This is a genomic window from Mesorhizobium sp. M0239 (assembly GCF_040321815.1).
Lineage (GTDB): Bacteria > Pseudomonadota > Alphaproteobacteria > Rhizobiales > Rhizobiaceae > Mesorhizobium.
Genome location: NZ_JAMYSG010000023.1, coordinates 12030 through 30240 on the forward strand (window position 1 = coordinate 12030; position 18211 = coordinate 30240).

Genomic DNA, 18211 nt, shown 5'->3' on the forward strand with positions numbered 1-18211 from the left:
CCACTCTTAGCGGGTGAGGTCATACGAATAGTCCGTCACGCCCGTCTCGCTTGTCTCGCGATCGAGGTTGTCGAAGATCTTGTCGAGGATCGTCGTCAGGACGCGCAACCCGCCTTGGTAGCCCATAAGCGCAAACCGATGGTGATGGTGGCGGTCGAAGATCGGAAACGTCAGCCGGATCAGCGGCGTGCCGGTGTCGCGCTCCAGATACTTGCCATAGGAGTTGCCGATCAGCAGGTCCACCGGCTCGGTGAAGAGCAGCGAGCGCATCGCCCAGAGGTCCTTGCCCGCCCAGACTTGAGCATCCTTGCCGAAGGGCGATGATGCAAGCAGTTCCTTCAACTCGGCTTCCCATGCCGAGGTGCCGTTGGTGGCGAGGCAATGGGTCGGCTCGCCGCCCGTCTCCATGATGAAGCGGGCCATGGCGTAGACAAAGTCCGGATCGCCGTAGATGGCGTATTTCTTACCGTGCAGCCAGGATTGGCTGTCCGCCAGGGCGTCGACAAGTCGGCCGCGCTCCAGGCGGATTGCCTCGGGGATTTGCTTGCCAGAAATCGCGGAGACCTCCACCAGGAAGTCGTCGGTTGCCTGGACGCCGAGCGGGTAATGGAATGAGGCCGTCGCCTGCCCGACCTCTTCGCAATACTCCAGAGTTTTTCGGGTGTTGTAATGCTGTAGCGAAAGTGTCGCCTCGGCGTTGAGTGCCGTTCTCACGTCTTCGATCTTCGTGCCGCCGTCATACATGCGGTATTCGCCGTCCGACGGCGTGTCGAACTGGTCAGAGGCGTCTTGGATGAAGGTATAGGACACGCCTATCAGATCGAGCAGGCGCTTGAGTTCCCGGTTGTTGCCGACACAGAAGCCGTCGAAGCCCGGAATGATGTTGATGGTTCCCTCGGCTTCCGTTCGCTCCTCGCCTTTCCAGAAATGCTCCAAAATGCCCTTGACCGTAACGTCATAGCCGTCGACATGGCTGCCGACGAAGGCCGGCGTGTGGGCGAAGGGCACGTCGAAGTCGCGCGGGACCGAGCCTTCGTCCTTGGCGTTCTCGATGAAGCTGTGCAGGTCGTCGCCAATGACCTCCGCCATACAAGTGGTCGAGACGGCGATCATCTTCGGGTCGTAGAGTTGGTACGTGTTGGCGAGCCCGTCGACCATGTTCTTCAGGCCACCGAACACTGCCGCGTCCTCGGTCATCGAGGAGGAAACTGCCGAAGCAGGCTCCTTGAAATGGCGCGACAGGTGCGAGCGGTAATAGGCCACGCAGCCCTGGCTGCCGTGGACGAAGGACATGGTTCGCTCGAAGCCCGCGGCCGCGAACACCGCGCCGAGCGGCTGGCAGGCCTTGGCGGGGTTCACGACAAGCGCTTCGCGAGCAAGGTTCTTTTCGCGGTATTCCCACGTCTTGGTGAATTCGCGTTGGTCGGTAACGACCTCGTCCGAGTGCGGACATTCGAAATTCAGCCTCTTCTCGGCGAGCATCTGCCTGTATTCCGGCTCGCGGAACAGGGGCGCGTGGTCGAGAACTTTTTCAGCCGACTGCGGCATGGGTGGTTACCTCTTCTCCAACTGGCCGCGCCATACGGCGGCACAGGGACGTCGAAAAGTTTCAGGTCTCCCGCGGACAAAGGGCCACAGGCGTTCAACGGCCTCCCGGCTTCCGGGAGGCCAGGTTTTCATTCGGCTGCGATCGCCGCCGACGGCTCGGCTTTTTTCTTCCAGGGGGCGTCGTAGAGGTTCCAGACTGGGTTGTTGATGGCCAGATCCATGTCGCGGGCGAAGATGGCGAAGCCGTCGTAGCCGTGATACGGGCCGGAATAATCCCAGGAATGCATTTGACGGAACGGTATGCCCATCTTCTGGACCGGGTACTTTTCTTTGATGCCGGAGCCAACGAGATCAGGACGGATCCCCTCGATGAACTTCTCCAGCTCGTAACCAGTCACGTCGTCATAGATTAGCGTGCCCTTCTTCACGTAATGGCCGGTGCGCTGATAGTCGTCGTTATGGCCAAATTCGTAGCCAGTGCCGACGATCACCATGCCCAGGTCCTCATATGCCGTGACGACGTGACGGGGGCGCAGCCCGCCGACATAGAGCATCACCGTCCTGCCTTCGAGGCGCGGCCGGTACTTGGCGATTACGGCATCGACCAACGGCCGGTATTTGGCGATGACCGCCTCGGCCTTGGCCTCGATTTCCGGCCCGAAGTGCTTGGCTATCTTGCGCAGAGAGGCTTCAGTCTGGGAGGGGCCGAAGAAATTGTACTCCATCCAGGCGATGCCATACTTTTCCTCCATGTGCCGGCAGATGTAGTTCATCGACCTGTAGCAATGGATGAGATTTAGCTTCGCCTTTGGCGCTCGCTCTATTTCGGCCAGCGTAGCGTCGCCCGACCAGTTGCCGACCACGCGCAGACCCATCTCCTCGAGCAGGATGCGCGAAGCCCAGGCGTCGCCGCCGATGTTGTAGTCGCCGACCACATTGACATCGTACGGGCCGGCCTCGAACTCGAGGTCCTTCTTCTCGAACACCCAGTCGCGGATCGCGTCGTTGGCGATGTGGTGGCCGAGGGATTGCGAGACGCCGCGGAAGCCCTCGCAGCGCACCGGCACGATTGTCGTTTCGTGCTCCTTAGCCTTGTTGCGGGACACAGCTTCGGTGTCGTCGCCAATCAGGCCAATCGGGCATTCGGATTGCACAGTCATGCCCTTGTTCAGCGGAAACAGTTCCTCGATCTCGTCGATGATCCGTTCGAGCTTCTTGTCGCCGCCGAAAACAATGTCCTTCTCCTGGAAATCGGAGGTGAACTGCATGGTGACGAACGTGTCGATGCCGGTCGTGCCGACGTAGTAGTTGCGGCGTTGAGACCAGGAATATTGCCCGCAGCCGACCGGCCCGTGCGAGATATGGACCATATCCTTGACTGGACCCCACACCACGCCTTTCGAGCCGGCATAGGCGCAGCCGCGAATCGTCATCACGCCGGGGATGGACTTGATGTTCGATTTGACATCGCATTCGGAAAGGACCTCGCTTTCCTCGCCAGCCTCGTCGCCGCTCTTTGCGACGCTGAGGTGCTTTTTGCGGCGCTTCGCCGACTTGTCAGGGTATTGCGACAGCACCTCCTCGATAAGCTTCGCATGGAGGGCACCGTCATTCTCGTATTCCAGGCTCATGGGACCCCTTTCAAGGTTCAGGGTGACGCCTCACCGACGAGGCGCCGTTCTTTGAAAGGCGCACCAGGTCAGGGCGGCGCCTCATGTCGGCAGCGGTCGCTACTGTGCGGCCGCCTTGGCCGCTTCCTTGACCTGAAGCTCGGCAAGCATCTGCTCGTCCGTCTTCATGATGCCGAAGTCGAGCAGCATGTCCTCGAGCTCCTCCATGGTGATCGGGGTCGGGATGGTGCCCTGGCCCGAATTCCCATGGATCTTCTCGGCCAGCGCCCTGTATTCCCCGGCCTGCTTCGAGTCCGGCGCATACTGGATCACAGACATCTTCCTGAGCTCGGCGTGCTGGACGATGTTGTCGCGCGGCACGAAGTGGATAAGCTTGGAATTGAGCCTGGAAGCCAGCGCTTCGGCGAGGTCGAGCTCGCGGTCGGTTTGGCGCTCGTTGCAGATCAGGCCACCGAGCCGCACGCCGCCCGAATGGGCGTATTTCAGGATGCCCTTGGCGATGTTGTTGGCGGCATAGAGCGCCATCATCTCGCCGGACATGACGATATAGATCTCCTGGGCCTTGTTCTCGCGGATCGGCATCGCGAAACCGCCACACACCACATCCCCGAGCACGTCGTAGGAGACATAGTCGACATCGTCGTAGGCGCCGTTCTCCTCGAGGAAGTTGATCGAGGTGATCACTCCGCGGCCGGCGCAGCCGACACCCGGCTCAGGGCCGCCGGACTCCACGCATTTGATGCCTTTGTACCCGACCTTGAGCACGTCCGCGAGTTCCAGGTCTTCCACCGAACCTTCCTCTGCCGCAAGATGCAGGACCGTATCCTGCGCCTTCGCGTTCAGGATCAGGCGGGTGGAGTCGGCTTTGGGGTCGCAGCCGACGATGAGGATTCTCTGCCCGAGGTCGACCAGGGCGGCGAGCGTATTTTGGGAGGTGGTGGACTTGCCGATGCCGCCCTTGCCGTAAAAGGCGATCTGACGCAAACCTGACATGTAGCTTTCCTTCCTTCGTTCCCATTCATCGCGGCTGCCGCGACTTGAATGCCGGTCGGGCAGCTCTAGCCGCCTCGCACCTAAGGATCTCAAGACTCATGCCAATTTGGCTGATCCAACCGATGAATGATTTCATGCTTGTTTTTCAGGGGTTTAGCTTGAGTTCCAAGAAAAGGATCGTCGGAACAGCCCGTGTAGCGGACGCGACATTGGCGACACAAAGCGTCGGATCGCGATCCTCAGTCACCGAATTCGTTTGCACCGCGTCGTTGTGTTGACGTGGACGAACAGCATCTCAACCTACTTGCGGGAAGCTGCGAAACTTTTTGTGCCAGCGAGCTGACGTGCTTCGTCTCGCGTGTCCTCGTCGAGACTGCGTAGAATCCTGCGCGCGACGCTGGCATACCATCGGTCCGCGGCCACTCATCCGGTGCCACAGGCGGATGGTCCCGCTATATCAGCAATTCGAGGGGTCTCGGCTCACTTGTCGGCACAGGAGTTCAGTATCGGCGTCATCGCCTTCACATGTTCGTCATCCGCTCGAGCACTTTCGCTGCGACAACGTCGCGCTCAGGCAGATGCCACCAGTACTCGTTGACGAGTTTGACCGTCTCGACCACTGCCTTCAGGACTGCTGGCTCCGGAAGCCGTGCACGGTTCGCAAATGCTTTCCATCGCGGTGCTGCTAGCGCCTTGAACGAGCGCTCTCCTCCAAGCGACAGCCCCATGGCGTCGGCGGGAATATATGGCACGGTGGATAGGAGGTCGTAGATTGGTGCAAGCGCCGGCTTGTCGCCGTTACCGGGATAGATCAAAGACCAGTTCTTCAGGTGCATGTCGCCATTGCCGGTGATGACGGTCAGTGCCATGCGGCGGACGAACTCGAGAGCCGCCGTAGGCGAGACGGCCACGCCAAGAGCCAAGGCTATGTCGTGATAAGCAGCCCCCTCATATTTGCGCGAGGGGTAGACACCGAAGACCTGGGCGAAATCCTCGATGTGTATCCTCTCGCCACCGGCGCCGCGATCGAAGCGTTTGACGAGAAGGACCTTGCCGTCAGACAGCGTATTGAATTCTTCGGGAACGCCCTCAAAATCGGACTTCTCGACCAGTTCGCATTCAGGAACGTCCATGCCGATTGCTGCTGCCAGCGCCAGGTTGGCGAATTCGTTCTCGGAAAAGCCCGGGAAGGCCGTCGAAGGGAACTTGGCAATGTACCGGCCCTGCTCGTCGTCCATCGGCAAGGTAAGGCCGCCGCCTTTTCCAATGTTCTTCATGACCGACAGCTTCATCTGCACGCCGGCAAGCGAGAACCGTGCCTTGGGCTGATCCTTTGAAGCATCCTGCGAAACCGCTATCGCGCCGTCACTGGGCAACGCCCGTGCGGCTCCCGGCAGATTGGCGCCCAGCGCCGCTAAAAGGTCGAAATCATTGCCTGGCCGCACATTGCCTTCGTGGTGCCTTCCATCGCCTGCGCAATTTCTCCTCCGGCAGGAGGTTCGCGAACAAAGCGGGCAAGGCGCTTGGCACAGGCTTCGGATCTTTCCGCAACACTCCCGTCGCTGCCCAAAACGAGAGGCTGACAACCGGAAAGCCGCCCGTCGCGCAGTAGGCCTCATCGAAGTTGAATGCATATCGCCCGGCGTCCTGACGATTGTGCCGATCTTCACTGCCTTCAAGAGCACGTCCAGCGACGGGATCGTCTTAGGTGCGCGAAAGACTGGAGGCATGATCGTCATCGTCAGGTTGAGAAACAAAGGCCGGTCGATCGTCATCATGATGCGGACGCAATAGAGCCTGAACAGCCGGCACCATGGCTTGCGGAACCAGCATCATTTCCAGACCGAGCGCTCGAGCAATATTCATGAGCGTTGTCGCACGCGCGGCTGCGGCTCCCTTTTCGATGTCGCGATATCGGGGACGGGATATACCCGCCAAATCAGCGACCTGCTCCTGCGTCATCGCAGCCGCCAGCCTGGCCTGCCTGAAAAGCCCACCAATTTCGAGAAGAATTTCCGATTGAGAATCCATTATGATACGTAAACGATCTTTTCGAATGCGCGATGATACGCAAAGGTATCTCCGACAAGCAAGTCACAACTCTATGATCTGTTCGCGTATCATATAGCCACGGGCGACCCGTCGCGGATCAGGCCATTGCGGCGCAAACCCAACCGCTTCGGCGGAGAGCTTTGCAGGGTTATCATGAAGCCCGCGGCGGAAGGCAGCAAGTCAAACAAAGAGAGGGCCCAGCGGGTCGTTCAGGCCGAAGGGCTGGGACGGACGCGTTCCTTGTCGAGCCGATTAGACAGGGCGTCAATTCCACGAAGGTTCGCGGAAGCGGAAAGCCAAGGCAGCGGAGAGCGTTAAAAGAGGGAAGGATTGCTAATTGGCGGAGCCGCCCTTGCTTGGCCGAAGATACATGGCCTTCAAAATCAGGTAAAGGGCCTTGCGGTCAACGCTCCCATTCAAAAGGTACCCGAGAAGATCGTGGCGCATGTCGGGCGTCATCGGCTGTCGGTACGGGATCGCGCGATCCATCCGGTTCTTCTCAAACCAGTTGATGATCAGAAGGCAGAAGTCCAAAGCCAAAATTGCTTCACGGCCATCTATGAGATCGCGGCGCGCAGCGGCCTTTTCCTCGTCGGTTCCCTTGAAAGCGTAAGGGACGTCTTCCTGATATTCGTGATCGAAGAAATTGCCGAGAAACGGTTCCGCGTTCAGATTATAAAGAAGCAAGGCGAGAATTTTTACGTGCGATAGCCTAGTCGTATGTTCGGGCGTCTCTTCATTCAGCCACTTTTCGTTGTCGCTGACCCACTGGGCGTGAATTTGCTTTATAACGTTGGGAATGAATTGCGCGTCGAGCTCATGGACCTTGAAATTCGCGTAGCAAAATTGACGGAACGCGTAATTGAACGACTCGTAGTCGGAGAGCCATTCATCCAATTTTGTCTCATCAAACGGAATCATTTCAAATCGAACTCCCAGCCGCCCCAAACAGCAAGAGGGCGAAGGTTGGTAAACCTTCGCCCTCTAAAAGCAAATAGAAATCAGGGTTACGAAGCGGTTTTCACCGTTTCATTCACCAATTCAGCGGTAGACACATAACCGAGAGTCTTGTCAGGATTCGGCTTGATAACCGCGCGACCGTTTTCGTGCAGTTTCTTGAATCTTGAAATGTCACGCGGAAGAGCGCATCTTTCAGCGATCCTCGGCTTTACACCTTTCTCCATCATCATGCGTCGTTCTCCCGTTCCCTGGCCCAGCGGGGTAAATGCTAGTTGGGCGCGCCATACAAGCAACGCACATATTTGTCAATTTTCTGCAAACATGCAACGTGCAATCTGGTGCGTCATAAATGCGTACGTAGCAATTTGGTTGCTAATTTGGCGAAATGCGGGAATTTGCGAATTATTTTTGTCCACGTTTCGCTGCCAATAACGTTTCCACGTACGCCACTCCATGCTGCATCGCTCGGCCAAGCAGCCTAAATGCGTTATCGCCGTTAGAATTGCGAGGGTGATCTTCCAGCCATGCTGCATGATGGCGTACTGGTAGAGATAGCGGTGCGAAACGGGGTGGTGCTGGCGGCGACTATGCGGCGAAGGCGGCTGAAATAGCTCTCCACCATGTTGGTATGCTTGCCGTGGCCGTCGCTGTAGCTTTCCGAGGGGTTGATGCGGTCCAAGCGTAGCCGGCCTCCAGCACCCCCGGCCCCTTCAGGGGCTCAACTCGGTTGGCGTGACCGATCACCCCGATCAAAGCGCGACATGGCGTCGAATGCGGCTTCACTCTCAGATGCCCCAGTCGGCTACGGCGGGGCGCCTCCCTGATCACAAAGCAGCACCCGAACAAGCCCGCGACCAGCGCGAATCCCCGCTTCCGAGACTTTCTGACTCAGTGAGACTAGGCGCCCGTCGCCACGTGCGATCGAGGCTGACATCAACCGGCGGGCAGATGCGCCGAGGCCAACAAGCGCGCCTGACGCAAAGCCGCCAGATCAGCCGAGCCGGTGCAGAAGCAGGCGACGGCCAACTGGCGGATGACGATCTCGAAATGCGCGACAACCGCCTCGGTGGATACCGTAGCCGCGCGCAGCACGCCAGCCGCCTGCCCGGCGATGTCCGCGCCCAGGCGGATAGCCTTGGCCACGTCGACGCCGTCGCTGATCCCGCCCGACGCAATCAGCTTCACCGCTGGCAGCGCCCGACGGACCGCCTGCACGCTGGCCGGAGTCGGAATCCCCCAATCGGCGAACGCCATCGCCACTGCGCGGTCGGCGGCATCGCGGGCGCGCTCGCCCTCCACCGCGGCCCAACTGGTGCCGCCGGCGCCGGCGACATCGATCACCGCCACGCCCGCCTCTACGAGGGCACAGGCCACCGAGGCGGACAGGCCCGACCCGACTTCCTTGGCCACGATCGGCACGCCCACGCTGCGTGCGGCGCGAGCGATCTGCGCCAGGACGCCGCGCCAGTCGCGGTCGCCTTCCGGCTGTACCGCTTCCTGCAGCGGATTGAGATGGACGATGAGTCCATCGGCCTCCAGTGCACCCACCGCCCGGCGCGCGAGGTCCAGGCCGTCGGCCTCGCGCAGTTGCGCGGCGCCGATATTGGCCAGCAAGGGAACGTCTGGGGCGAGGCGGCGCAGCGCGCGCGTCAGCCCCTGGGAGTTGCGGGATTGCAGGCTCACGCGCTGCGAACCGACGCACATGGCGATCCCCAAGGCTTGCGCTGCCTCGCTCAGATGCCGGTTAATGGCCTCGGCGCGTGGCATGCCGCCGGTCATGGAGCTGATCAGCAGAGGCGCGCGCATGGTCTTGCCCAGCAGCGAGGCGCTGAGGTCGATCTGCGTCAGGTCCAACTCGGGCAATGCGCAGTGTTCGAAACGAATGCACTCCCAGCCGGCGGCCTTGGCCCACGCCGCTCGCCGATCCAGCACGATGTCCAGGTGGTCGTCCTTGCGCCGGCTCAGCTTGGTGTCGCTGATGCTCGACCCATCCGCCGCATCGGGCGACGGCGTTGCGTCGGATCGGACCGACGGCAGCGCGCGCACGCCGCCGTTTCCCGCGCGTTCAGGCCGGCGCACGCTCGCCTCCCCCCGCAGCGTCGCTGCGGTAGCGGCTGGTTGAGGTCTGGTAGTACTGCGCGCGGATGGCCGCCATGGCTTCGATCAACGGTCCCCACGGCGGTGGAAAGGGTTCTTGCGCCATCACCCGGTGCAGCATGCGGGTATGGCCGGCCAGCTCGTCGTTGAGGAACTCCACCACAGGCATAGCCGGATAGCGCTGCAGCAGCAGGATCGCCGCGTTAGCTCCCTCGCCGGCCGACTTATCCTTTTCGCGTCCATGCAGATCGTTCTGCAAGCGCCCTATCGCGGAGATGAGCCGCAGGACCTGGCGAAACGCCGGATGCGCGCGCAAGGTCGCCATGTCCAGCCCCCACAGCAAGGACAGGCAACAGAACACGTTCGTGTAGGCGATCGAATCCACGCCGTTCTGCAAGTACTCGGCGTAGGACCAGCGCTCTGCCCCTGCCGCCTGCGCGTGTCCGGCACGCAGCGCCGCGCAGTAGCACCGGGTATGGTAGAGAAGCTGAGCATAGTCGCGACGATCGTAGGCGAGCGCGGCGAGCGAAGCGCGCAGCACAGCACAGCCCTCGAATCCGGGGAGCGCGCACGGCACGCCTTGCCCGAGCGCCTGCTCCACCGCGGCGAGCTGCTCCGGCGCGATCAGGTCAAGGTCGTTGCAATCGTCGAGCCAGAACAGCAGCGCCAGTTCGCGATAGAACGCCACGATCAGCGTCTCGTCCAGCGGATCGCGGCCGGTGCGGGCGCTGGTGTCGCGCAGGCTCGGGTGGATGCGCTGCAGGATGTACTGGCCGCCCCTGACTGCTTCCAGGCCATGCTCGTCGGTGAACCCAGTCAGGGAACGCCCCCATTCCAGCACCTGCTGCAGCGCGCGATCGGTCGGGATCATGGCCCGGCTCCTGCTCCCTCGGCCGAGACGCGCCGCCCCCAACGAAGCGCCAGCCACAACCCGGCGAGTTCGGCCACGCGCACCACCCGCGTGGGGCAATACAGTTCCTTGCCGATCCACAGCGGCGTCTGGGGCAATACATGCGCCGCGTGGCGAGCGAGCATCCACTTCAGCGCACCCGCCACCGCCTGCGCGATGCGCCGACGCCCTGCCGGCTCTTCGCTCCCGTCCATCACGTGCAACGCGAACAGCGCATAGGCGGTTTCCTCGAATGAGGACGCGCGACCGGCGCCCCAGCCGCCGTCGTCGCGCTGCGCCTGCAGCAGCGCTGCCAGCGCGCGCTCGTCGCGCCACTGGGGCTTGCCTTGCGCCAGCGCAGCGACCGCATGCGCGGTTGGATACAGCCAGGAAACGTGCCATTTTTCGTTGTCCCATAGACCGTGCGCGTTGCGATTGGCCTCGACGTAGGCGCTGGTGCGGGCGGCGGGCTTTCCCAACATTCGCAACGCATGCAGGGCATGGATGTTGGTCGACACCGAGGCATTGCGCTCGCCGGGGAAGGTGACGAACAGCTCGCCGGTTTCGAAATGGCGCAACGCGTCGACCGCCGGGTCGCGGCCTGCAAGGCGAAGGACGCACAATGCAACGGCGGTGTCGTCCGCATCGGCCGCGAAGTGCAAGGCCGGGCCCAGACCGCGCACGCCGAGGCGGGCGTCGAGCTGCGCGATGATCACTTGCACCGCCTCGGCGAGCGCGGGATGCGCGAACAGACCGGCCAGATGCAGCGTGTACAGCGACCAGCATGGCTCGAACACATTGATTGGCCAGACGTTGGGAACGACACCTTCGATGCCGGTGCGCGTCGCCCGCGATGCCGCCTGCAGATACCCGTCGGTGCGCCCGACCTGCGGCGTTCTTCCCTGTGTCACGGCTTGCGCACGCCACGCCGCGGTGGCGGCCGGACTAATGCCGATGCTGCCGTCGTCGTCCGGGCATGCGGTGGCCGGCGACGTCCCCCAGGCTTCCCAGGAGTGCAGCAACGGATGGCCGCTCGGCAACGTCGCAACTGGCCCCAGCTTGGCCAGGCGTGCTTGCCGCAACGGCAACAGCGCCGGGTGGCGCGGAAACGCCACGCCACCCAGCAAGGATGCGGCCTCGTCGCACAACTGCGGCAGGATCAGCTCCGCGCCGATGGGCGCGTCTTCCGGCACCGCATGCGCGTAGGGATCGGGCTGGCGCTCGATGAACCGGGTTGCAGCATGGACTGCGTCGGCAGCGCCAGGAAGAGGATCGGCACGCTGCAATGCCAGCAACGCCGCCCACGTGGGCGCATGGCGAAACAGCGGGAAGTCCGCACTTCCCCATCCGCCATCGGCCTGTTGCTGCGCGATGAGCCACGCGTATGCGTCCTGCCGACCGGTGACGTTGCCGTGGAACTGCAGAGCTCGCGCCGTGTCGTAGACGGACGGACCGACACTGCCGCCGTCGCTCATATCGCTCAGCAGGTGGCGCATTTCGGAAAGGATCTGTTCGGACAGCGCGTTCACGCGGTATGTTCCTTCTGCAGAGGGCTAACGAGAACAGAAACGGGCAGACGCCGCGCACGTCGCCGCCGACACGGACACAGTGCAGCATGCTGCGCCCGCCGGCCGATCGCAGCAGCACAGGGGCGAGTCCTTACGGATGGGCCCGCTCATGCGTATGGCGCGGACAGATAGACGTTGGCCCGCTGCAGCATCTGCGCCAACCCTTCCGCACGCGGCCCCAGAGGGGCGATGGCCTCCCCGGCGTCGTGCAACAAGTACAGGGCGAACTGGCGCGCAGCCTGCAGCCCCATGATCGACGCGCAGGTCGGCTTTTGCGCCGCCGCGTCCTTACCGGGGGTCTTGCCAAGAGTCGCGGTATCCGCCGTCGCGTCGAGAATGTCGTCGGCCACCTGCAACGCCAGGCCGAAACAGGCGGTGTAGCGATCGAGCGCAGCATACAGCGCAGCGTGCGCGGCATCCTCCGCGATGGAGTATAGCGCGCCCATGCGAACCGACGCGCGCACTAGCGCTCCGGTTTTCATCCCATGCATCGCCAGGATCCTGTCCAGCCCGGCATGCTTTCCGACCAACGACAGATCGATGGCCTGCCCGCCTGCGGCACCCTCGGCGGACACCGCCTGCGCCAGTTCGCGCACGAGCGCGATACGGTTGTCGCCCGGCGCATCCAGGCTCGCCAGGGTGAGGAAGGCGTGGGCCTGCAGCGCATCGCCGACCAGGATCGCAGTGGCTTCGCCGAACTTTACGTGCACGGTCGGAAGGCCGCGGCGAAGCACGTCGTCGTCCATCGCGGGCAGGTCGTCGTGGACCAGGGTACAGGCGTGCATCATCTCGATGGCGGCACCGACGTCGTCGAGCATGTGCGCCGGTGTGCCCGCCAGTGCGCCGGCAGCCAGACAGAGTAAGGCGCGGGTGCGCTTCCCGCCATGCAAGGTGGCGTAGCGCATGGCCGCCATCAGCTCTGTCTCACCGTCGTCTTCGGCGCAGAGCAGACGCCCCAGAGCCTGTTCGACCCGCTTTGCGCCGTCCTGCATCCAGATCTCGGGGAGCAGCCCGCCAGATGCGCCGCGCGCCTGCGCGCCCAATCCGCCGAATGCGGAAACGCCAATTCGGTCGCGTGGAGTGGAACCGGTCTGCATGTTGTTGATGTCCTTGTAGCTGAGACGGCCACGGCGAGCGCAAGTCGTCACGGTGTTGCCGGCGTCACACGAGTGCGTGCGCTGAGTGCCGCAATGCCGCGCCCCGCCGGCGCCGCTGCGTTGCCATACGGGGCATGCGATGCCAGCTCATGAAAAGCCTATTCGAATTTTCATTGACGGATGTGCGGTCGGGTAATAGCGCCGGACCTTTTCGACGTCGCTCAGCAACTGCGGCCGCACCCCGGCCTTGTGCATGGTCAGCGCCAAGGCGATGCAGAACTGCACCATTTCCAGCCATACCAGGTGGTAGCCGATGCAGACGTGTGGGCCGGTACCGAACTGCAGCATGTCCACGGGCCGGATCGGCTCTGTGCGTAGCAGCCACCGCGCCAGGCGGAACTGATCAGGCGCCTCGTGCAGCAGCGCCGAGGTCGAGAAATGCAGCAGCGGGATGCATAGATGGGTGCCCGCGGGAATGCGCCGTTGGCCGAGTTGCAATTCCTGCAGCGCGCGACGCGGCAGGAGCGTGGTCGCCGGATGCAGGCGCAGTGTCTCGCGAAACAGCGCCTCGGCGACCGGACACTGCGCCAGATCCGCGTGCCGGGTCGGCACCGCGCCCACGCGTTGCGCCTCCTCGACCAAAGCGTCCCACAGCACAGGCTGCCGCGCCAGCTCGATCACAATCCAGGCCATGGTCGAGGCAGTGGTGTCGTGACCGGCAAGCAGCAGCAAGCGAATATTCGCGATCAGGACGTCATCGGAGAGCGGACCGTCGCTGCGGTCGAAGGCGCTCACCATGTCGTTGATCAGCCCGGTGCGCGCGGCATGCGCGCGCGCATCGCGGACGAACCGGCGCAACTGCGCGTCGATCCAGTCGCGGGCGGCACGGCCGCGCCGCAAGGGCAGTCCGGGCAGGTCGACCGGGGGGGCTACGATCAATTGCAGCAATTGCCGGTACTTGCGATGCCATCCCGGCAGATCCTGCGCGGGGATTCCCATGAGGCTGAAGATGAGCTTCAGCATCAGGTCCCCGGTTTCGCGCAGGATGGTTACCTCGCCGCGGGCGCGCCACGCCTGCACCCGCGCCTGGATGACGGGCGCGAACAGGTCGCCGATCCCGGCCTTGGTCAGTCCCTTGGGCAAGAACGCTGCCTTGATGGCATCGCGCGCCTGCCGGTGCGCGCCGCCGTCCAGGGCGACCAACGTTCCACCAAGCAATTCGGGCGCGATCTCTTCGATCAGCGCCGAGGACACGTCCTTGTGCTTGAGCAGTGAGAATGCGTCCGGATCCACGCAGGTCATCAGATGTCCGGCAGGGCCGAAATCCAGCCAGAAGTGGCTGCCCAGCGTCCGTTCTGCTCGCTGCAGCAGGCGCGGCAGGTCGCAGACAATGGCGGGAAGATGCCCGACCAGGGGGAAAGCGCCAGGCATGACCGGGATGTCGCACCGCAGCCGGTGCCGACGGTTGAGCGGGTTGAGCAGCATGTCCATCAGCAGCGCGCCGCCGCCGCCGATTCGGTGTCGCCTGCAGGGCGCGCGGCGCAGCTGTTGCCGCCGTCGGCGTAAGTCGGCACATGCGCCAGCATGCCGCCATCGATGCACACGACTTGGCCGGTGATGAACGCAGCATCGTCGGAGAGCAGGAACGCCACGAGCGCGGCCACGTCCTCGGGGCGGCCGACGCGCTGCAGGAGCTGATGCCGGCGCAGATGCAGTTGCATGCATTCGTCCAGCTTGGCGAGGAGACGCTCGGTCATGATAAGACCCGGCGCAACCGCGTTGCAGCGGATCTGCGCATGACCGTACTGGGTGGCGAGCGAAGCCGAGAGCATGTTCATCGCCGCCTTCGACGCGGCGTAGGACGTTTGCGCCGTGTCACCGCTGAGCCCCTGGCACGACGACATGTTGACGATCGCGCCACCGCCGCGGGCGATCATCCGTGGGATGGCGTGCCGGCAGCAGAGCAGCGTGCCGCGCAGATTGGTCCCCATTGTCTGGTCCCAGACTGCCAGGTCCAGGTCGAGGATCGCGCGGTCGCGCGGGGTCAGATGCATGGCGCTCGCATTGTTCAGCAGCAGGTCGACCCCCCCGAAGTGCCGCTCCGCCGTCTCGAACAGCGCTGCCACCGCCTGCTCATCGGCGATATCCATGGCTATGGCCAGCGCGTGGCCTGCTTCGGCCGCGATCTGCGCGGTGCAGGCGATGGCCGCCGAGCCATCAATGTCGGCCACCACCACTCTGCCGCCCCCGCGCGCGATGGCGAGAGCGCATGCCTTGCCGATGCCGGCGCCAGCGCCGGTCACCACGGCCACCTTGCCTTCAAACCGTCCCATCGTGTCTCCTGAATTGCATTGGTCTTTCGCAGCATGCCGCTCGGCCTCCACCGGAGAAGGCGCAGGGTCGGCGCTGGCGCGCTCGTCATGGCCAGCGTCGCTTTCGATGACACGAATGGCGGCGACCGGGCACTGGTTGGCCGCAAGCCGCACCGCGGCGTGCAGCGCCTGCGGGACCGTCGCCACGCACACTTCGGCCACGCCGTCCGGTTCGCGCTGGCGAAAGGTGCCAGGCAGCGTCAGCACGCACTGCCCGGTCGTTCCGCACAGATCCTGATCGACTACGACGCGCATCTCAGCCCTCCTGCCCATGCAGCCGTACCGGCAGCGCGCGAAATGTCCTAAGGAACGCGGAGGGCTCCCGGGTCGGCTGCTCGGCCAATGCCAGCGTGGGGAAGCGCGCCTGGATCCGCGGCAGGCTCTCGGCCAACTGCACCCGGGCCAGTTGCGCACCAAGGCAGAAGTGGATGCCGTGGCCGAAGGTCAGCATGATCTTCCCGTCGATCGACATGCCAGGACTGGTGCCGTAGAACCGCACGGGATCGAAGCGATCGGGATCGGCGAAGGCGTCCGGGTCGCGATTGCCGGCCGCGATCAGCACGCGCACGTCCGCGTTCTTCGGGATCACCACGCCGCCCAGTTCGATGTCGCGCTGGGCGATACGCGGAATGGAGCTGAACATGGCAGGCGCGTCGTAGCGCAGGGCTTCTTCGACGAATGCCTTCACCCCTCCGGCATCTCCCTCCAGCCAGTGCCGCTGTTCGGGATACGCCACCATCGCCAGGACCGCATGGCCAATGGCCGCGGCAGTGGTCGCGAAGCCGCCCAGCAGCATGCCCCAAAGCATGCTGATCAATTCCGCATCCGACAGCGTCTCGGCATCGTCGTCGTGTGCGCCGACCAGCATTGACACGATGTCGTGGCGGGAATCGGTGCGCTTGCGCTGTATGAGGTCGCCGAAGTAGGCCTGCACCCTGGCGCTGGCCGCGTCCCCCGCGGCGAGCTGGGGATCGCTGGCGTGCGGGCTCAGGCCTTCCAGAATGGCGCTGATGCCGGCGACGAGCCCGAACATGTCGTCCCGGGGCATGCCGAACAGTTCGCCGAAAACCAGCATGGGCAAGGCCAGCGCGAATTCCCGATGCAGGTCCACCGCCTCCCCGCGCTCCAGCGCGGGCGCCATGCCGTCCAGGCGCGCTGCGACGATGCGAGCGATGGTCGGCCTCAGCTTGTCGATCTGGCCCATGGTGAAATCGCGCGAGATCAGCCGGCGCAGACGCGTATGCGTTGGAGGTTCCTTCATCGCTAAAGTGGACGCCAGCAAACTTAGCGACAGGCTGGTCGCCGCCCGCGGGAAATAGCGCGCCAGTTCGCCTGGCGCCGGCCCCCGAAAAGCATCGCCCGTGGCCTTGAGCGCCCAGTAGATGTCGGCGTGGCGGCTCAACAGAAAGAGGCCCGACGCCGCGCGATGTACCGGATCGTGCTCGCGCAACCACCGCATGAATGGGTACGGGTCCTGAATGCACGCCGGCGACGCCAGTTCGGCGAAGGCGTCCCGGCATGATGCCATGGTTTCTTGCACGTCCATCTTGGTCACCTGTTGGCTGGCTGATCTGATCGGCGCGCGGCAGGCGCGCCGCCAACTTGAGAACATCGGGATTCCTGGTGGCGTCCGCGCATCACCAGAGCACCGGGAACTCCTCGAACCCGCCAGTGATGATCTCCTTGCGCAACTTCAGTTCTTCGGGTGCCACGGCCAGGCGCAGCGCGGGAAAGCGCTGGAAGATCGAACCGAACACCGCCTTGAGTTCCAGCCTGGCCAGCGCCAAGCCGACGCAGTTGTGGGGCCCGTAGGAGAACGCCAGGTGCGGGTTTTCGTCACGTCCGATATCGAAGATTTCCGGGTCATCGAAATGGCGCGGATCGAACGACGTCGCCGGCAGCCCGACCAGCACCTTGCTCTCCGCGGGAACATGCACGCCCCCGATGGTCACGTCGGTCCTCGGATAGCGCATGATGCCGTCCCAGCCGGCGCCCGGCGGGTACATGCGCAGGATTTCCTCCACCGCCTTGTCCACCAGGGATGGATCGCCGACCAGGCGTTCGCGCTGTTGCGGATGGCGGAACATGGCCAGCAGGCCGAATTCGAGCTGCGCGACGGTGCTCTCGTGCCCCGCCACCAGCATGCCCGCCGCCAGGCCGATCGCCTCTTCCTCGGTCGCCTTGCCCTGGTCGATCGCCGCGACCAGATCCGTCAGCACGTTGTCGCCCGGATCCTGGCGCTTGTCCCGCATCTTGCCGCGAATGTAGGCGCGGAGTTCTTCCCAGGCCAAGCGCGACGCGCTTCGCGGGCCGCTTTCATGCTGGTGCGTCATCACCTCGTCGGACAGCCCGGCGAAAAAGGCGTGGTCCTCGTAGAGCACGCCCATCAGCGCGCCAATGACCATGGCTGGAAGCGGAAAGGAGAGGTGGCGCCGCAGATCGGCGGGCTGGGGCTGGGCCGCCAGCGTCTCAAACAACTGCACGGCGATCGCGTCGACCTGCTGGGCGAGCTGCTTCACCCTGCCGTTGCTGAAGGCCGGCGCCACGATCGTGCGTAGCCGCGTATGCTCGCCCCCCTCGTGCGAGACGAGCCATCCTGGCGAACCGAGAATCACCGAATCCGGGGTGAATGCGGCCGGCGGCATTCCCGCGGGCCGGAACGCCGCGTCGGACAACACCGCCTTGGCCTCGTCATAGCCTGTGACCCACCAGCCTTCCTGCCCGGACGGGAAGCGCACGCGATGGATCGGACCGTTGGCCCGCAGCGCCAACATCTCGGGCGAGGGCTCAATGTGATCGACGCGCCACATCGGCAGCGTCGGCAAAGGTTGTTCGGGCATGATGGCACTTCACTCGGTAGCGATGGAAGGGCGGAAGGTGACCGGCGGACGCTGCGGCAGCGAAGACCTAAGACGGCATACAGATGACGTCCTCCGAAGGCCGGCCTGATTATCAAGATCGGCTAACGCGTAACTGTCTAGGCACATCGCGCGGCGAGATGCAG

The 18211-nt window shown here is 63.6% G+C and carries 14 protein-coding genes and 3 pseudogenes; all 17 read right to left on the reverse strand.

The window, feature by feature from the left end; translation table 11 throughout:
• Positions 1–6 precede the first annotated feature (6 nt).
• The 17 genes and pseudogenes from nifK to NKI99_RS23045 all read right to left on the reverse strand — a co-directional run bounded on the left by nifK (position 7) and on the right by NKI99_RS23045 (position 18047).
• Positions 7–1548 carry a nitrogenase molybdenum-iron protein subunit beta gene (nifK, locus tag NKI99_RS22965; protein ID WP_352612117.1) on the reverse strand — a complete coding sequence of 514 codons (1542 nt, stop codon included), beginning with the start codon at positions 1546–1548 and terminating at the stop codon, positions 7–9.
• Between the two features lie 128 nt (positions 1549–1676).
• Positions 1677–3179, reverse strand: a complete 1503-nt coding sequence (gene nifD, locus NKI99_RS22970; protein WP_352607321.1) for a nitrogenase molybdenum-iron protein alpha chain — start codon at positions 3177–3179, stop codon at positions 1677–1679.
• Between the two features lie 99 nt (positions 3180–3278).
• Positions 3279–4172, reverse strand: a complete 894-nt coding sequence (gene nifH, locus NKI99_RS22975) for a nitrogenase iron protein (RefSeq protein ID WP_023706403.1) — start codon at positions 4170–4172, stop codon at positions 3279–3281.
• 480 nt (positions 4173–4652) lie between these two features.
• Positions 4653–5902, reverse strand: a pseudogene (locus NKI99_RS22980) (type II toxin-antitoxin system HipA family toxin).
• Complete coding sequence (locus NKI99_RS22985; RefSeq protein WP_352446517.1) at positions 5877–6203, reverse strand: helix-turn-helix domain-containing protein; 327 nt, start codon at positions 6201–6203, stop codon at positions 5877–5879. The pseudogene NKI99_RS22980 and the gene NKI99_RS22985 overlap by 26 nt, the downstream one beginning before the upstream one ends.
• A 354-nt stretch (positions 6204–6557) precedes the next feature.
• A complete protein-coding gene (locus NKI99_RS22990) occupies positions 6558–7145 on the reverse strand; it encodes a hypothetical protein (RefSeq protein ID WP_352446515.1) in 588 nt (195 codons plus the stop codon).
• 86 nt (positions 7146–7231) lie between these two features.
• Complete coding sequence (locus NKI99_RS22995; protein WP_352446513.1) at positions 7232–7414, reverse strand: hypothetical protein; 183 nt, start codon at positions 7412–7414, stop codon at positions 7232–7234.
• Between the two features lie 189 nt (positions 7415–7603).
• Positions 7604–7863 (reverse strand): annotated as a pseudogene (locus tag NKI99_RS23000) (transposase); the annotation flags it as partial.
• A 254-nt stretch (positions 7864–8117) separates the two neighbouring features.
• A complete protein-coding gene (gene fni / locus NKI99_RS23005; RefSeq protein WP_502904778.1) occupies positions 8118–9221 on the reverse strand; it encodes a type 2 isopentenyl-diphosphate Delta-isomerase in 1104 nt (367 codons plus the stop codon).
• Between the two features lie 28 nt (positions 9222–9249).
• On the reverse strand, positions 9250–10152 hold the full coding sequence (locus NKI99_RS23010) for a terpene synthase family protein (RefSeq protein WP_023775465.1): 903 nt from the start codon (positions 10150–10152) through the stop codon (positions 9250–9252).
• On the reverse strand, positions 10149–11699 hold the full coding sequence (locus tag NKI99_RS23015) for a hypothetical protein (RefSeq protein ID WP_352612120.1): 1551 nt from the start codon (positions 11697–11699) through the stop codon (positions 10149–10151). Before NKI99_RS23015 ends, NKI99_RS23010 begins: the two co-directional genes overlap by 4 nt.
• Before the next feature lie 146 nt (positions 11700–11845).
• Positions 11846–12835 carry a polyprenyl synthetase family protein gene (locus NKI99_RS23020; protein WP_352545586.1) on the reverse strand — a complete coding sequence of 330 codons (990 nt, stop codon included), beginning with the start codon at positions 12833–12835 and terminating at the stop codon, positions 11846–11848.
• A 147-nt stretch (positions 12836–12982) separates the two neighbouring features.
• Complete coding sequence (locus NKI99_RS23025) at positions 12983–14326, reverse strand: cytochrome P450 (protein ID WP_352612122.1); 1344 nt, start codon at positions 14324–14326, stop codon at positions 12983–12985.
• Positions 14326–15168 carry an SDR family oxidoreductase gene (locus NKI99_RS23030; RefSeq protein ID WP_352612194.1) on the reverse strand — a complete coding sequence of 281 codons (843 nt, stop codon included), beginning with the start codon at positions 15166–15168 and terminating at the stop codon, positions 14326–14328. Before NKI99_RS23030 ends, NKI99_RS23025 begins: the two co-directional genes overlap by 1 nt.
• 168 nt (positions 15169–15336) lie before the next feature.
• Positions 15337–15480 (reverse strand): annotated as a pseudogene (locus NKI99_RS23035) (ferredoxin); the annotation flags it as partial.
• Positions 15464–16753 (reverse strand): cytochrome P450, encoded by a 1290-nt coding sequence (locus NKI99_RS23040; protein WP_352612196.1) that lies wholly within the window; start codon positions 16751–16753, stop codon positions 15464–15466. The pseudogene NKI99_RS23035 and the gene NKI99_RS23040, both read right to left, overlap by 17 nt.
• A gap of 91 nt (positions 16754–16844) precedes the next feature.
• Positions 16845–18047 (reverse strand): cytochrome P450, encoded by a 1203-nt coding sequence (locus NKI99_RS23045; protein ID WP_352612124.1) that lies wholly within the window; start codon positions 18045–18047, stop codon positions 16845–16847.
• Positions 18048–18211 lie beyond the last annotated feature (164 nt).

What these genes read in the sequence shown, in the direction of transcription:
- nifK (WP_352612117.1), bottom strand. Translation starts at nt 1,548, where the DNA reads ATGCCGCAGTCGGCTGAAAAAGTTCTCGACCACGCGCCCCTGTTCCGC.
- nifD (WP_352607321.1), bottom strand. Translation starts at nt 3,179, where the DNA reads ATGAGCCTGGAATACGAGAATGACGGTGCCCTCCATGCGAAGCTTATC.
- nifH (WP_023706403.1), bottom strand. Translation starts at nt 4,172, where the DNA reads ATGTCAGGTTTGCGTCAGATCGCCTTTTACGGCAAGGGCGGCATCGGC.
- NKI99_RS22985 (WP_352446517.1), bottom strand. Translation starts at nt 6,203, where the DNA reads ATGGATTCTCAATCGGAAATTCTTCTCGAAATTGGTGGGCTTTTCAGG.
- NKI99_RS22990 (WP_352446515.1), bottom strand. Translation starts at nt 7,145, where the DNA reads ATGATTCCGTTTGATGAGACAAAATTGGATGAATGGCTCTCCGACTAC.
- NKI99_RS22995 (WP_352446513.1), bottom strand. Translation starts at nt 7,414, where the DNA reads ATGATGATGGAGAAAGGTGTAAAGCCGAGGATCGCTGAAAGATGCGCT.
- NKI99_RS23010 (WP_023775465.1), bottom strand. Translation starts at nt 10,152, where the DNA reads ATGATCCCGACCGATCGCGCGCTGCAGCAGGTGCTGGAATGGGGGCGT.
- NKI99_RS23020 (WP_352545586.1), bottom strand. Translation starts at nt 12,835, where the DNA reads ATGCAGACCGGTTCCACTCCACGCGACCGAATTGGCGTTTCCGCATTC.
- NKI99_RS23025 (WP_352612122.1), bottom strand. Translation starts at nt 14,326, where the DNA reads ATGGACATGCTGCTCAACCCGCTCAACCGTCGGCACCGGCTGCGGTGC.
- NKI99_RS23030 (WP_352612194.1), bottom strand. Translation starts at nt 15,168, where the DNA reads ATGGGACGGTTTGAAGGCAAGGTGGCCGTGGTGACCGGCGCTGGCGCC.
- NKI99_RS23040 (WP_352612196.1), bottom strand. Translation starts at nt 16,753, where the DNA reads ATGGACGTGCAAGAAACCATGGCATCATGCCGGGACGCCTTCGCCGAA.
- NKI99_RS23045 (WP_352612124.1), bottom strand. Translation starts at nt 18,047, where the DNA reads ATGCCCGAACAACCTTTGCCGACGCTGCCGATGTGGCGCGTCGATCAC.